This is a genomic window from Streptomyces sp. NPDC003034, from assembly GCF_053591375.1.
Genome location: NZ_JBSFTS010000015.1, coordinates 64,096 through 78,985 on the forward strand (window position 1 = coordinate 64,096; position 14,890 = coordinate 78,985).

Consider the following 14,890-nt stretch of genomic DNA (forward strand, 5'->3'; position numbering starts at 1 on the left):
CCACACGACGCGGAGAAGAGCCACCCGATGCCCTCCACCGACGCACCCGCCGGATCCGCAGTCGACGCCACCGTCGAACTACGCCTGCCGGCCTCGCTCTTGCCCCTGCTGGCCGAGGCCGATCTCCTCGATACGCCTGCCGCCTGGGGCAGCACCGTCACCCCTGCCGGAGTCTTCCGTCTCGAACCGGTACGACAGGGCCGTGACCTGGAGCTGCTGACCCGGTGGATGAACGACCCCGAGGTGGCCGCCTTCTGGGAGCTCGCCGGCCCCGCTGCCGTCACCGCGGCCCACCTGCGGGCCCAACGGGACGGACACGGCAGCAGCATCCCCTGCCTCGGCCTCCTCGACGGCACGCCGATGAGCTACTGGGAGATCTACCGTGCCGATCTCGACCCGCTCTCCCGGTATTACCCGGCGCGCCCCCACGACACGGGTATCCACCTGCTCATCGGAGACGGCGCGAACCGTGGCCGGGGCCTGGGCACCACACTGCTGCGCGCGGTCGCCGACCTGGTGTTCGACAACCGCCCCCGCTGCACACGCGTCATCGCGGAACCGGACATCCGCAACGCCCCCTCGGTATCGGCCTTCTTGAACTCCGGTTTCCGCTGCTGCGCGGAAATCGACCTCCCTGAGAAGCGAGCCGCCCTGATGATCCGGGAGCGCGTGCTCCGCGGTCTCCTCTGACTGCCGTCCCGCACATCCCGCACATCCCGCACGTCTCCAACAGCGCCAATATCCCGCATCGCCCCGCCTCCCCTTCCGCAGTCCTCAGCATCCTCGGTTCGTCAGCCGCGTCAGCCGTGCCAGCCGCTCAGCCGTATCTCTTCAGCCTCTTCGTCTCGCACCTCTCTCTTCGAAAACTCTGCGTCACGCAGGAAAGTTCCCGATCTCCGAGGAGTCCCGTGCCGAATTTCCCCGCCGCCCCCGACTCCCCGGACACCGACCTGCCCCCGTCGCCGCAGCACCCGCGCACGCCGCCCGAACTCACCGGCGCCACCTGGGACTTCGCCGCCCGCCGCCTGCTCGCCAAGATGCTCTCGGAGTTCGCCTACGAGGAGATCATCGTCCCCACCCCCGCCCCCGCCCCGTCCGCATCCGGCGACGCGTGGACCCTGACCCTGGACGACGGCAGCAGCCTCGGCTTCCGCGCCCGCCGCCGCGCCTACGGCAGCTGGCACGTCACCCCGGACACCATCACCCTCACCCCTCCGCAGTCGCCCGACCCGCAGCCGCCGGCCGCCTTCGGGGACCCGTACACCTTCCTCATCCGCGCCCGGACCCTCCTCCGCCTCGACGGCGCCACCCTCGGCCACCTCGTCCGCGAGCTCAGCGCCACCCTCGCCGCCGACGCGCGCATCGACCACACCGCGCTCACCGCCGACGTGCTCGCCGACCTGGACTACGCCGCCCTCGAAGGCCACCAGACCGGCCACCCCTGGCTCGTCCTCAACAAGGGCCGCATCGGGCTGTCCGCCTCCGACACCACGGCCTGGGCTCCCGAGTCCCGCACCCGCCAGCGGCTGCCCTGGCTCGCCGCCCACACCTCCCTCGCGGCCTACCGCGGCACCGCAGGCCTGGAAGACCCCGCCCGGCTCTACCGCGCCGAGCTCGACCCCCTGACCCGCGCGGCCTTCGACCACGCCCTGCGCGAGCGCGGCCTCGACCCCCGCGGCTACCTCTACTTCCCGGTCCACCCCTGGCAGTGGGACGAGGTCGTTCTCCCCCTCTTCGCCCCGGCCCTCGCCTCGGGCGCCCTCGTCCCGCTCCCGGCCGACACCGACGTGCGCCTTCCCCAGCAGTCGATCCGTACCTTCCTCAACCTCACCCGGCCCGACCGGCTCAGCGTCAAGCTCCCGCTCTCCGTGTTCAACACCATGGTCTGGCGCGGCCTGCCCTCCGCCCTCACCCTCGCCGCCCCGGCCGTCACCGCCTGGATCCACTCCCTCCGGGACACCGACCCCTTCCTCCGGGACGAATGCCGGGTCGTCCTCCTCGGCGAGGTCGCCTCCGTCACCGTCCGCCACCCCGTCTACGAGGAGCTGTCCGAGGTTCCGTACCAGTACAAGGAGCTCCTCGGCGCGATCTGGCGCGAGCCCCTGGCCGGGCGCCTCGCACCCGGCGAGCGCGCCCGTACGCTCGCCGCCCTCCTCCACATCGACCCGCGCGGGCGGTCCTTCACCGCCGAGCTCGTCGCCCGCTCCGGACTGACCCCCTCCGTGTGGCTGAAGCGCCTCTTCGCCGCCCTGCTGCCACCGCTGCTCCACTTCCTCTACCGCTACGGCACCGTCTTCTCCCCGCACGGGGAGAACGCCATCGTGATCTTCGATGAGCACGACGTCCCCGTCCGGCTCGCCGTCAAGGACTTCGTGGACGACATCAACATCAGCCGCGAACCGCTGCCCGAGCTCGACTCCCTCCCCGCCGAGGTCCGAGCGGTCCTGCTCACCGAGCCCGCCGACTTCCTGCCGCAGTTCATCCACTCCGGGCTCTTCGTCGGCGTCTTCCGCTACCTCTCGGCCCTGTGCGAGGACCGCCTCGGCGTCCCGGAGAGCGTGTTCTGGTCCCTCGTACGGGCGGAGATCATCCGCCACCAGGCCCGGTTCCCGGAGCTCAAGGAGCGTTACGAGCTCTTCGACCTCCTCGGTGAGCGCATCGGACGGCTCTGCCTGAACCGGAACCGGCTCTACGAGGACGGTTACCGCGACCGCCCCGACCGCCCGCACGCCGTGCAGCACGGCACCGTGCCCAATCCCTTGTACCGGCCATGAATCCTCGCCGATGCCGTCACTGTCGGTGGGGCCCCGTAGGGTTGGCAGTGCTATGACGAAGCCCTCCCTCCCCGACCTGCTGCACGCCGCCGTCTCCGCCGTCGGCGGCACGGAGCGCCCCGGCCAGGTGGCCATGGCCGAAGCCGTCGCCGAAGCGATCGACGACAACTCGCACCGCCTCATCCAGGCCGGCACCGGCACGGGTAAGTCCCTCGGCTACCTGGTACCGGCCCTCGCCCACGGCGAGCGTGTGGTCGTGGCCACGGCGACCCTCGCCCTCCAGCGGCAGCTGGTCGAGCGGGACCTGCCCCGCACGGTCGAGGCGCTGCACCCGCAGCTGCGCCGCCGGCCGCAGTTCGCCATGCTCAAGGGCAGGTCGAACTACCTCTGCCTGCACCGGCTGCACGAGGGCGCGCCGCAGGACGAGGAGGAAGGTCTCTTCGACCAGTTCGAAGCGGCCGCCCCCACCAGCAAGCTCGGCCAGGACCTGCTGCGCCTGCGCGACTGGGCGGACGAGACGGAGACGGGCGACCGCGACGACCTGACCCCCGGCGTATCGGACAAGGCGTGGAGCCAGATCTCCGTCTCCTCCCGGGAGTGCCTGGGCGCGACGAAGTGCGCGTACGGGGCGGAGTGCTTCGCCGAGGCCGCGCGGGAGCGCGCCAAGCTCGCCGACGTGGTCGTCACCAACCACGCGCTGCTCGCCATCGACGCCATCGAGGGCGCACCGGTGCTCCCGCAGCACGAGGTGCTGATCGTGGACGAGGCCCACGAGCTGGTCTCCCGGGTGACCGGCGTCGCCACCGGCGAACTCACCCCCGGGCAGGTCAACCGGGCCGTCAAGCGTGCGGCCAAGCTGGTGGACGAGAAGACGGCCGACTCGCTGCAGACCGCTTCCGAATCCTTCGAGCGGGTCATGGAGCTGGCGCTCCCGGGCCGGCTGGAAGTGCTCCCCGAGGATCTCGGGTACGCGCTGATGTCCCTCCGCGACGCCGCCCGCAACGTCATCTCAGCGATCGGCTCGACCCGCGACAAGTCCGTCGCCGACGAGGACGCGGTCCGCAAGCAGGCCCTGGCCGCTGTGGAGAGCGTCCACACGGTGGCGGAGCGGATCGTCAACGGCTCCGAGTACGACGTCGTCTGGTACGAGCGTCACGACCGGTTCGGCGCCACGCTCCGGGTCGCCCCGCTCTCGGTGTCCGGCCTGCTGCGCGAGAAGCTGTTCGAGGACCGCTCGGTGGTCCTCACCTCCGCGACCCTCAAGCTCGGCGGTGACTTCAACGGCGTCGCGGCCTCGCTGGGCCTGTCCGCCGAGGGAGTCGAGGGCGACGACGTACCGCTGTGGAAGGGCCTCGACGTCGGCTCGCCGTTCGACTACCCGAAGCAGGGCATCCTCTACGTCGCCAAGCACCTGGCAACGCCCGGCCGGGAAGGCACCCGAGGCGACATGATGGACGAGCTCGCCGAGCTCATCGAGGCGGCCGGCGGCCGCACCCTCGGACTCTTCTCCTCCATGCGCGGCGCCAAGGCCGCGGCCGAGGAACTGCGCGGGCGGCTCGACCACCCGATCCTGCTCCAGGGCGAGGAGACGCTGGGCGAGCTGATCAAGGCATTCGCCGCAGACCCGCGGACGTGCCTGTTCGGGACGCTCTCGCTCTGGCAGGGCGTGGACGTGCCGGGTGCCAGTTGCCAGCTGGTGGTCATGGACCGCATCCCCTTCCCGCGCCCCGACGACCCGCTGATGAGCGCCCGCCAGAAGTCGGTCGAGGAGCACGGCGGAAACGGTTTCATGGCCGTGGCCGCCACGCACGCGGCCCTGCTGATGGCCCAGGGCGCGGGTCGCCTTGTACGGGCCATGGGTGACCGGGGTGTGGTCGCGGTGCTGGATCCCCGGCTGGCCACGGCCCGGTACGGGAGCTTCCTGCGGGCCACGCTGCCGGACTTCTGGTACACCACCGACCGCAACCAGGCGCGCCGCTCCCTCGCCGCCATCGACGCGTCCGCGAAGGCCGATGGCAAGTAGCCGCTCCGGCGGTGATCGGTCACCTCACCAGGGCCGCGGCCGGTCCGGTTGAGGGCACACAACAGCCCCGGGACCGGCGCAGTGGACCCGGGGCTGGATGGAGAGCGGCGGGGTCAGACCCGTCGCAGTACCGCGACGACCTTGCCGAGGATGGTCGCCTCGTCGCCGGGGATCGGCTGGTAGGCGGCGTTGTGCGGCAGAAGCCAGACGTGGCCGTCCTCGCGCTTGAAGCGCTTGACCGTGGCCTCGCCGTCCAGCATCGCGGCGACGATGTCGCCGTTCTCCGCGACCGGCTGGCGGCGGACCGTGACCCAGTCGCCGTCACAGATGGCGGCCTCGATCATCGAGTCTCCGACGACCTTGAGCACGAAGAGCTCACCGTCGCCGACCAGCTGGCGGGGGAGCGGGAAGACGTCCTCGACGGACTCCTCGGCGAGGATCGGGCCACCGGCCGCGATCCGGCCGACGAGGGGGACGTAGGAAGCGGCGGGCTTGCCGGTGGTGTCCGTGGGCTGCGAGCTCGGCTGGTCCGAGCCGCGCACCTCATAGGCCCGGGGCCGGTGTGGATCGCGGCGCAGGAAGCCCTTGCGCTCCAGGGCCATCAGCTGGTGCGCGACCGAAGACGTGCTGGAGAGGCCGACCGCCTGACCGATCTCCCGCATCGACGGGGGATAACCCCGCCGCTGCACGGAGTCACGGATGACCTCGATGACCCTCCGCTGCCGGTCCGTGAGTCCGGAGCTGTCGGCGCGGATGCCTGGAGGTCGACCTGGCAGCGAGCGTGCGGGGCGTACGGGCTCCGCCTCCGGGTTCAGGTTTACGTCGTTCATGGCATGCACCGGCTCAAGTCGGCTCTGGGAGCGGTTCTGGGCAGTGATGGTGGCACTGTCTGCGGTGGTGGTCACGTCGGCCCCTCTCGAAATGGTCTCCCTCGCTGGACAACGGTAGTTGCTTTCGAAAGGTTGCGCCAAACACACGTTCGAGTGAAAAATCGCAGATCGCCCGGCATGGCCACATCGAGAGGTGTATGGACGGTCCAATCGGCGAACGTGGGTTCGGTCCCGCGTGCGCCGCTTACGGTACCCTTCCCGCTCGGGTCGCCATCGTGCGGGTCCGGGCCCAGTCTGGCACCGGAAAGCCCCGTGATCGCCCATCCGACGCCGCGACACGCGGAGCGGTGTGAATCCACCACAACCCAAGATCTAGTGGTTGGATGAGCGCTGCCACCCAGAAGTTGTGGTCCCCGGTCTGTCGGGGCACCCGGCATCGCATATGCTGGTGGCTGCTTCAGAAGCTCCCGGCAGAGACCCTTCTCTGCCGTTCAGGGGCCTTGTGGGGTGATTCAGTCGTGCCAAGAGGGAGGGTGAGGGAACCATGCACTGCCCCTTCTGCAGGCACCCCGACAGCCGCGTCGTCGACAGCCGCACCACGGACGACGGGACGTCGATCCGTCGGCGCCGTCAGTGCCCCGACTGCTCCCGTCGCTTCACGACGGTGGAGACGGCCTCGCTGATGGTGATCAAGCGCAGCGGGGTGACAGAGCCCTTCAGCCGCACCAAGGTCATCTCCGGCGTGCGCAAGGCGTGCCAGGGGCGGCCGGTCACCGAGGACGCGCTCGCCAAACTCGGCCAGCGGGTCGAAGAGGCGGTGCGTGCCACGGGGAGTGCCGAGCTGACCACCCACGATGTGGGTCTGGCCATACTCGGTCCGTTGCAGGAGCTCGACCTGGTCGCGTACCTGCGGTTCGCGTCCGTATATAAAGCATTCGACACCCTTGAAGACTTCGAGACCGCCATCGTGGAACTGCGCGAGCGGCGGGCTCACCCTGAAGAGTGCGAGCCCGGTGGGACCGGTTCGGTCCCCGTGCCCGCCTCCGCCGCCGACTGACCGGACGGCCCGCACCGCATCGCAGCGCACTGGGATCGCGGCGCGGCCGGTCAGTCGAGCGAAGAGCACGAACGTAGATCCAGGACACAGCACCGTGCCGCGGAATAACGCTGGCACTTTAGGGCGTTTTTGCCCGCATATGGGAGGCGGCATGACAGAGACGGCGAGCAGCTCGGCACGTGGTTCCCGCGCCAAGGGGACCAAGGCAGCCAAGGGCGGCCTGCGTATCGAGCGCATCCACACCACCCCCGGCGTGCATCCGTACGACGAGGTGAGCTGGGAGCGCCGTGACGTCGTCATGACCAACTGGCGCGACGGCTCGGTCAACTTCGAGCAGCGTGGCGTCGAGTTCCCCGACTTCTGGTCGGTGAACGCGGTCAACATCGTCACCAGCAAGTACTTCCGCGGTGCGGTCGGCACCCCGCAGCGCGAGACCGGTCTGAAGCAGCTGATCGACCGGATCGTGAAGACGTACACGAAGGCCGGCGAGGACTTCGACTACTTCTCGTCGCCCGCCGACGCGGAGATCTTCGAACACGAGCTGACCTACGCCCTCCTGCACCAGATCTTCAGCTTCAACTCGCCGGTGTGGTTCAACGTCGGAACGCCCCAGCCGCAGCAGGTCTCCGCCTGCTTCATCCTTGCCGTCGACGACTCCATGGAGTCCATCCTCGACTGGTACAAGGAAGAGGGCATGATCTTCAAGGGCGGCTCCGGCGCCGGCCTGAACCTCTCCCGCATCCGCTCCTCCAAGGAGCTCCTCTCCTCCGGTGGCAACGCCTCGGGTCCGGTCTCCTTCATGCGCGGCGCCGACGCGTCCGCCGGAACGATCAAGTCGGGCGGCGCCACCCGCCGCGCGGCCAAGATGGTCGTCCTGGACGTGGACCACCCGGACGTCGAGGCCTTCATCGAGACCAAGGTCAAGGAGGAGGAGAAGATCCGTGCCCTGCGCGACGCGGGCTTCGACATGGACCTGGGCGGCGACGACATCACGTCCGTCCAGTACCAGAACGCCAACAACTCCGTCCGTGTGAACGACGAGTTCATGACGGCCGTCGAGAACGGCACCAAGTTCGGCCTGCGTGCCCGTATGACCGGTGAGGTCATCGAAGAGGTCGACGCCAAGGCGCTCTTCCGCAAGCTGGCCGAGGCCGCGTGGGCCTGCGCCGACCCGGGCATCCAGTACGACGGTGTGATCAACAACTGGCACACCTGCCCCGAGTCCGGCCGCATCACCGCGTCCAACCCCTGCAGCGAGTACATGCACCTGGACAACACGTCCTGCAACCTCGCCTCGCTGAACCTGATGAAGTTCCTCGACGACGACGGCAAGGGCAACCAGTCCTTCGACGCCGAGCGCTTCGCCAAGGTCGTCGAGCTCGTCATCACCGCGATGGACATCTCCATCTGCTTCGCGGACTTCCCGACGCAGAAGATCGGCGAGAACACCCGCGCCTTCCGCCAGCTGGGCATCGGCTACGCCAACCTCGGCGCCCTGCTGATGGCCACCGGCCACGCGTACGACTCGGACGGCGGCCGCACCCTCGCCGCGTCCATCACCTCGCTGATGACCGGTACGGCGTACAAGCGCTCCGCCGAGCTGGCCGCAATCGTCGGCCCGTACGACGGCTACGCCCGCAACGCCGAGTCGCACAAGCGCGTCATGAGGCAGCACGCCGACGCCAACGCCGTCGCGCCGCGCACCGAGGACCTGGACAACGCGATCTGGGCCGCGGCCACCGAGGCCTGGCAGGACGTCCTGCGCCTCGGCGAGAAGAACGGCTTCCGCAACTCCCAGGCCTCCGTCCTCGCGCCGACCGGCACCATCGGTCTCGCGATGTCCTGTGACACCACGGGTGTCGAGCCGGACCTGGCGCTGGTCAAGTTCAAGAAGCTCGTCGGCGGCGGCTCGATGCAGATCGTCAACGGCACCGTGCCGCAGGCTCTGCGCCGCATGGGCTACCAGGAAGAGCAGATCGAGGCGATCGTCGCCCACATCGCCGAGCACGGCGTCGTGGTCGGCGCCCCGGGGCTGAAGAGCGAGCACTACTCGGTCTTCGACTGCGCCATGGGCGAGCGTTCCATCTCCGCGATGGGCCACGTCCGGATGATGGCCGCGATCCAGCCCTGGATCTCCGGCGCGATCTCCAAGACGGTCAACATGCCGGAGACGGCGACCGTCGAGGAGATCGAGGAGATCTACTTCGAGGCCTGGAAGCTCGGCGTCAAGGCGCTCGCCATCTACCGCGACAACTGCAAGGTCGGCCAGCCCCTCTCCGCCAAGAAGAAGGAAGAGGAGAAGGCCGAGGTCACCGCGAAGGCCGAGGAGACCATCCGCACGGCGGTCGAGAAGGTCATCGAGTACCGCCCGGTCCGCAAGCGCCTCCCCAAGGGCCGCCCGGGGATCACCACCTCTTTCACGGTCGGTGGCGCCGAGGGCTACATGACCGCGAACTCCTACCCGGACGACGGTCTGGGCGAGGTCTTCCTGAAGATGTCCAAGCAGGGCTCGACCCTCGCGGGCATGATGGACGCCTTCTCCATCGCCGTCTCCGTCGGCCTGCAGTACGGGGTCCCGCTGGAGACGTACGTCTCGAAGTTCACCAACATGCGCTTCGAGCCGGCCGGTATGACGGACGACCCGGACGTGCGGATGGCGCAGTCGATCGTCGACTACATCTTCCGCCGCCTGGCGCTCGACTTCCTGCCCTTCGAGACCCGGTCGGCCCTCGGCATCCACACCGCCGAGGAGCGTCAGCGTCACCTGGAGACCGGCTCCTACGAGCCGCTCGACGGGGAGGAGCTCGACACCGAGACCCTGGCGCAGTCGGCCCCGCTGACCGCGGTCCCCTCGGTCCCGAAGCCGGCCCCGGCCACTGCGGTCCAGGTTCCGGCCCCGAAGACGGCGCACAGCAACGCCGAACTGGTCGAGATGCAGCTCGGCGTCTCCGCCGACGCCCCGCTCTGCTTCTCCTGCGGTACGAAGATGCAGCGCGCCGGCTCCTGCTACATCTGCGAGGGCTGCGGCTCCACCAGCGGCTGCAGCTGATCACGGGCGTCGTCAGGGCGTGAACCGAATGCCGAAGGAGGCGGAGCCGGATTCCCGGCTCCGCCTCCTTCGGCGTGACCCGCCCGCGCAGTCGTGCGACGCGGCGCCGCCCCGGCGGTCTGCCCGGCGCGCTGGATGTGCTCGGTGTGCTTGACCGGGAGTTCGGACTTCGGCCGTCCCTGCGGGGCGGTGCGGAACCGGTGCGGATGCACCTGCGCCGAGGACTGACCCCGGGCCGCGCGGGGACCGTACGATGGCGCCGTGCTGGTCAAGTGGATTCGCTGCACGGTGACGGACCGACGCGGGTTCGAGCGGGGGCAGCGCAAATGGGCGGGGCTGCCTGGCGAGCCGGGATTCCGGGGGCAGGGCGGCGGCTGGAGCCGGGGACGGCAGGGGGTCGCGCACGTCTTCACCTTCTGGGAGAGCCGTTCCTTCTACGACTCCTTCATGGCCCGCTCGCACGACCGGCTGGCCGCCGCGCAGAAGGGCACCTACACCGGTCCGCGGGCAACGCTCTTCGACCACCGCTTCGACGTGAAGACCGGATTCGAGCCGCGGTTCACGGACGCCGACGTGGTCCGGGTCGCGCACACCCGGGTACGCGAGGGACGCGTCGACCATTTCGCGCTCATGCAGGAGAAGGTATGGAATCCGGCCATGGCCGGTTCGCCCGGCATGATCCGGGGGCTGTTCGGGGAGGCCCCGGGCCGGGAGTTCCTGGTGCTTTCGATGTGGCGTGCGGCCGCCGAGCACGGCAAGTACCGGCAGGAGCGGGTGGAGCGGCTCGCCCTGCGCGCCCAGATACAGGCCGACGTGGAGGCCCTCACCGGTGACGTCGTCGACCTCGAACCCTCCTGGACGGTATGACCGTACGATGATCATCGGCGTGTTTCGGCGTGCCCGGTCGGCGGGCCGAAACGTGGCCGAATAGGGTCGTGGGATGGTCCGACCACGGCGCATCGTCCTTGTCCGGCACGGCGAATCGGAGGGCAACGCCGACGACTCGGTGTACGAACGCGAGCCCGACCACGCCCTGCGGCTGACCCGCAAGGGCCGCGAACAGGCCGCGGCGGCCGGAGTACGGCTGCGCGAGCTCTTCGGAGACGAGACCATCAGCGCCTACGTCTCCCCCTACCGCCGGACCCTGCAGACCTTCCGGGAACTGCGGCTGGACCCCTCGCGGGTCCGGATGCGCGAGGAGCCCCGGCTGCGCGAGCAGGACTGGGGAAACTGGCAGGACCGGGACGACGTACGGCTCCAGAAGGCCTACCGGGACGCGTACGGGCACTTCTTCTACCGCTTCGCCCAGGGCGAGTCGGGAGCCGACGTCTACGACCGGGTCGGATCCTTCCTGGAGAGCCTCTACCGCAGCTTCGAGGCCCCGGACCACCCCGAGAACGTGCTTCTCGTGACCCACGGCCTCACCATGAGGCTGTTCTGCATGCGCTGGTTCCACTGGTCCGTGGCCGAGTTCGAGGCCCTGTCCAACCCCGGGAACGGCGAATTCCGGGTGCTGCAACTGGGCCCGGACGGCCGGTACCGGATGGACCGCCCATTTGAGCGGTGGACCACACCGGAGCCTTATGACCTGGACGGCTAGAGTGACCCGCGATGACCCCTGACTCCTCTACCGAACGGCGCTACGCACGCGCCATGGCCAGCCTGCGAGGACTGGCCCTGGGTGACGCCCTGGGCTCCCAGTACTTCGTCCCGGTCAACTACCCCCTCCTCAAGCGGCGCGAAGTGCCCTCCGGCACCGAGCCGTGGCAGTGGACCGACGACACCGAGATGGCCTGCTCGGTGGTGGCCGTGCTCGCCGAGCACGGACGCATCGACCAGGACGCCCTCGCGAGCTCCTTCGCCCACCACCACGACTTCGACCGCGGCTACGGGCCCGCCGTGAACCGCATGCTGCGCCTGATCCGGGAGGGCGAGGACTGGCGCACGCTCGCCGCCGAGCTGTTCAACGGGCAGGGATCATGGGGCAACGGCGCCGCCATGCGGATCGCACCGCTGGGCGCCTGGTACGCCGACGACCCGGAGCAGGCCACACATCAGGCGGAGATCTCCGCCTACACCACCCACCAGCACCGCGAGGCCGTGTGCGGGGCGATGGCGGTCGCCGCGGCGGCCGCGCTGGCCGCGGATCCGGCCGGTCCGCCCAAGGCCGCCGACCTGCTGGACGGGGTGATCGCCCTGGTGCCGCGCAGCGCGGTGGGCGCCGGGCTGCGGCGGGCGAAGGACATGCTGGACTACGGCGACGCGACGACGGTCGCGGCGGTACTGGGCTGCGGGCGCCGGACGAGCGCCCACGACACCGTGCCCTTCGCCCTGTGGTCGGCGGCGCGGTCCCTGGACGACTACGAGCGGGCCTTCTGGACCACCGCGCAGGTGGGCGGCGACGTCGACACGACCTGCGCGATCGTCGGCGGGGTGCTCGGTGCGCGCGGGGAGGCGGTGCTGCCGGCCGCGTGGCTGGCCCGTACGGAGGCCCTCCCGGCCTGGTTGCCGGAGGCGGCGGCGCCGTAGGAGTCCACCTGGCGCCTGCCGGCCCGGGTGCCCCGGCCGTCCGGGTCCGGGAGGTGGTTCGGGTCCGGAGGTGCTGTCGAGCCGGTGGGGCGTCACGGGGGGCGATACCCCTTTTCGGTTTGTCACGGTCCTGCCACAGGGACCTTATGGGCCTGGCAGAAACCGCACGTCACGGGCCTACTCTGTCCGCTTCGCCGTCTCCACGAGAAGTCCGGGGGCGGCCGGTAGGGGAGGGGAACCCGATGTCTGAGAACACCGACGGGATGCACCACGGCAAGGCCGAGGACGCGAGTACGGACGCGAGTACGGACGCGAGCGGGCCGGTCGCCGGGGAAGCGGCCGGGAGTTCCGCCGAGGACGTGCCCGCCGGCGCGGCCGCGGAACGGGCGGGAACGGTGGCCCCGGCGGCCGGGTCAGTGCCCGCCCCGCCGGATCCGACCGGAACGGGAGACCCCGCCAAGCCCGCGCCCGTTCCGGCGCCCCCTGCCGCCGAGCCCCCTGCCGCCGCGGCTCCGGCAGCGCGCCCTGCCGGCACCCTTCGCGCCGTAGCGCGAGCGGGCAAGCCGCCCTGGGTGCCCGCCGACGCCGCCGCCTGGCAAGCGCAGCAGCAGCGGGAACGGGCCGCCGCCAAGGCCGCCGCCCCGTCCGGATGGGCCGAACTGGTGCGCCCCGCCGAAGCCGCCCCCATCCGTACCGCCACACTCGTCGCCGCCTTCGTCGCCGGTCTGGCCGCCGCGCTGTTCGTGGCCGACGGCCTGGGTCCCGGTCTGCTGCTCGCCGTGCTGCCCGCCGCCGTCGCCGCGTACGTCGCCGCCCGCACGGCCCGTCGTACGGCGCGGCCTTGGACCGTCGCCTGGGCACTCGGCTGCCTCGCCCTCCTCGCCGTACCCGCGCTGCGCGATTCCGCGTGGCCGTCCACGCTCGCCCTCCTCGCCGCCGTCCTGCTCGGCGCGCTGGCCCTGCACGGCAGCCGCACCTGGCCCGGCGTCCTGCTGAGCCCGCTCGGCTTCTTCGACGCCGCCGTGTCCGGCGTCGGATGGGCCTGGAGCGGCTTGCGCTCGCGCGGCAGGGTGATGAACAAGGACCGCTGGCTGCCCGTGGTCAAGGCGGCCGCCGTGGCGCTCGTCCTGCTGATGCTCTTCGGCACGCTCTTCGCCTCCGCGGACGCGGCCTTCGCCGATCTGCTGGGAAGCCTGACCCCGGACATCTCCATCGGCGACGGACCCATCCGCATCGTGCTCTTCGTCTTCGGCGCGGCCCTCGCGCTCGCCGCCGCCCGCGCCGCCGCGGCTCCCCTGCGCTGGGACCGGATCAAGGTCGCCCCCGGCAAGCCGCGGTCGCGCGTGGAATGGGCCCTGCCGCTCGTCGTGCTCAACCTGCTCTTCGCCGGCTTCAACGCCGTCCAGCTGGCCGTCCTGTTCGGTGGCTACGACAAGGTCCTGGACAGCACCGACCTCTCCTACGCCGAGTACGCCCGGCAGGGCTTCTGGCAGCTGCTCTGGGCCACCCTCCTGACCCTCGCCGTGATCGCGCTGGCCCTGCGCTGGGCGCCGCGAGCGGGGGCCGGCGACCGGCGCTTCGTACAGGTCGTGCTCGGGCTGCTGTGCGCGCTGACGCTGGTCGTGGTCGCTTCCGCACTGCGCCGCATGGACCTCTACGTGGATGCCTACGGGCTCACCCGGCTGCGGGTGTCGGTGGCGGCGATGGAACTGTGGCTGGGGCTGGTCATCGTATTGATCATGGCGGCCGGGGTGTTCGGCGCGCGCTGGCTGCCGCGCGCCGTCGCGGGCAGCGTGGCGGCGGGCGTCCTCGCCTTCGGCCTGATGTCTCCGGACGGGATGGTCGCCGAGCGAAACGTGACCCGCTACGCGGACGACGAGAAGATCGACCTCGCCTACTTCCAGTCCATGTCGGCGGACGCGGTACCGGCTCTGGACCGGCTGTCCGAGCCGCACAGGTCCTGCGCCCTGAGAGGCATCAACAACGACATGTCGAGGGCAGGCCACGTGCCCTGGTACGCGATGAGCTTCGGCGAATACCGGGCCCGGCAGATCCTGCGCGAGCGTCCGGTGACGGCCTCCTACGAGGTCTGCTCGCGCCTCGGCGCCTTCGGCACCCGCACCGAGTACTAGCCGGCACCCGCACCGAGTACTAGCCGGTTCTGCGGTGTGCCCGCACGGTCCCTGACCGAAGCCGCGGCCTCATCCCAGCGGATCGGGCTTCACGAATGCGATCACGCCGCTGCCGAGTACGTGCCAAGTCGCCGGTCCTGGCTGCCCGGGCCGGGGCGAGGGCGGATCCGGGTCTTTGTTCGCCCGGGAATCACATGGGGTGACGTCCGGGCCGATGCGAAGGGTGCGTGCACGGCCATGTGATTCCGGTGGTGTCGAACCGCCGCACGACAATACGCGGGAGCGAATCGGGATGCTCCCCCTGAGTCGGGGAAGGGATCGGCGAGGTGATGGTCCCGCCCTTCAGGGCAGGAGGGCGGCGGCGCCGGGGAGCTGGGTCCGCCGGGATGCCACGCGCGCCCGGTGGCGGGGTAGGTCCGGGCCCGCCCGGCGGGCGAGCCGGGGTCGGCCACCGGTCCGCCTGCGAGCCGGACCAGGGCCGGGGTGTGCACGCGGC

Annotated in this window: 10 protein-coding genes; 9 read left to right on the forward strand and 1 reads right to left on the reverse strand. The window is 70.7% G+C overall.

Annotation, left to right across the window (positions count from 1 at the left end; all coding sequences use genetic code 11):
* The first annotated feature begins 27 nt into the window (after nt 1–27).
* The 3 genes from ACWDX7_RS17100 to ACWDX7_RS17110 all read left to right on the forward strand — a co-directional run bounded on the left by ACWDX7_RS17100 (nt 28) and on the right by ACWDX7_RS17110 (nt 4,797).
* Nucleotides 28–690 (forward strand): GNAT family N-acetyltransferase, encoded by a 663-nt coding sequence (locus ACWDX7_RS17100; RefSeq protein WP_451492388.1) that lies wholly within the window; start codon nt 28–30, stop codon nt 688–690.
* Between the two features lie 218 nt (nt 691–908).
* Nucleotides 909–2,774: an IucA/IucC family protein gene (locus ACWDX7_RS17105; protein ID WP_451492387.1), complete on the forward strand. Its 1,866-nt coding sequence runs from the start codon at nt 909–911 to the stop codon at nt 2,772–2,774.
* Between the two features lie 52 nt (nt 2,775–2,826).
* Nucleotides 2,827–4,797, forward strand: coding sequence for an ATP-dependent DNA helicase (locus ACWDX7_RS17110; protein ID WP_451492386.1), 1,971 nt, complete (start codon nt 2,827–2,829; stop codon nt 4,795–4,797).
* A gap of 113 nt (nt 4,798–4,910) precedes the next feature.
* Here ACWDX7_RS17110 and lexA read toward each other — a convergent pair whose 3' ends face one another.
* Complete coding sequence (gene lexA / locus ACWDX7_RS17115) at nt 4,911–5,702, reverse strand: transcriptional repressor LexA (RefSeq protein ID WP_451492385.1); 792 nt, start codon at nt 5,700–5,702, stop codon at nt 4,911–4,913.
* Between the two features lie 469 nt (nt 5,703–6,171).
* On the opposite strand from lexA, the gene nrdR reads away from it, so the two are divergent.
* The 6 genes from nrdR to ACWDX7_RS17145 all read left to right on the forward strand — a co-directional run bounded on the left by nrdR (nt 6,172) and on the right by ACWDX7_RS17145 (nt 14,394).
* Complete coding sequence (gene nrdR, locus ACWDX7_RS17120; protein WP_451492384.1) at nt 6,172–6,684, forward strand: transcriptional regulator NrdR; 513 nt, start codon at nt 6,172–6,174, stop codon at nt 6,682–6,684.
* A 151-nt stretch (nt 6,685–6,835) separates the two neighbouring features.
* On the forward strand, nt 6,836–9,733 hold the full coding sequence (locus ACWDX7_RS17125) for a vitamin B12-dependent ribonucleotide reductase (RefSeq protein WP_451492383.1): 2,898 nt from the start codon (nt 6,836–6,838) through the stop codon (nt 9,731–9,733).
* Between the two features lie 261 nt (nt 9,734–9,994).
* On the forward strand, nt 9,995–10,600 hold the full coding sequence (locus ACWDX7_RS17130; protein ID WP_451492954.1) for a YdbC family protein: 606 nt from the start codon (nt 9,995–9,997) through the stop codon (nt 10,598–10,600).
* A gap of 73 nt (nt 10,601–10,673) precedes the next feature.
* Nucleotides 10,674–11,333: a histidine phosphatase family protein gene (locus tag ACWDX7_RS17135; RefSeq protein WP_451492953.1), complete on the forward strand. Its 660-nt coding sequence runs from the start codon at nt 10,674–10,676 to the stop codon at nt 11,331–11,333.
* Nucleotides 11,334–11,344: 11 nt separating this feature from the next.
* On the forward strand, nt 11,345–12,262 hold the full coding sequence (locus ACWDX7_RS17140) for an ADP-ribosylglycohydrolase family protein (protein ID WP_451492952.1): 918 nt from the start codon (nt 11,345–11,347) through the stop codon (nt 12,260–12,262).
* A gap of 242 nt (nt 12,263–12,504) precedes the next feature.
* Nucleotides 12,505–14,394, forward strand: coding sequence for a DUF4153 domain-containing protein (locus ACWDX7_RS17145; RefSeq protein WP_451492951.1), 1,890 nt, complete (start codon nt 12,505–12,507; stop codon nt 14,392–14,394).
* Nucleotides 14,395–14,890: the final 496 nt, after the last annotated feature.

Excerpts from the sequence above, each read along its gene's own strand:
- ACWDX7_RS17125 (WP_451492383.1), top strand. The coding sequence starts at position 6,836 with ATGACAGAGACGGCGAGCAGCTCGGCACGTGGTTCCCGCGCCAAGGGG.
- ACWDX7_RS17100 (WP_451492388.1), top strand. The coding sequence starts at position 28 with ATGCCCTCCACCGACGCACCCGCCGGATCCGCAGTCGACGCCACCGTC.
- ACWDX7_RS17110 (WP_451492386.1), top strand. The coding sequence starts at position 2,827 with ATGACGAAGCCCTCCCTCCCCGACCTGCTGCACGCCGCCGTCTCCGCC.
- ACWDX7_RS17140 (WP_451492952.1), top strand. The coding sequence starts at position 11,345 with ATGACCCCTGACTCCTCTACCGAACGGCGCTACGCACGCGCCATGGCC.
- nrdR (WP_451492384.1), top strand. The coding sequence starts at position 6,172 with ATGCACTGCCCCTTCTGCAGGCACCCCGACAGCCGCGTCGTCGACAGC.
- ACWDX7_RS17145 (WP_451492951.1), top strand. The coding sequence starts at position 12,505 with ATGTCTGAGAACACCGACGGGATGCACCACGGCAAGGCCGAGGACGCG.
- ACWDX7_RS17135 (WP_451492953.1), top strand. The coding sequence starts at position 10,674 with ATGGTCCGACCACGGCGCATCGTCCTTGTCCGGCACGGCGAATCGGAG.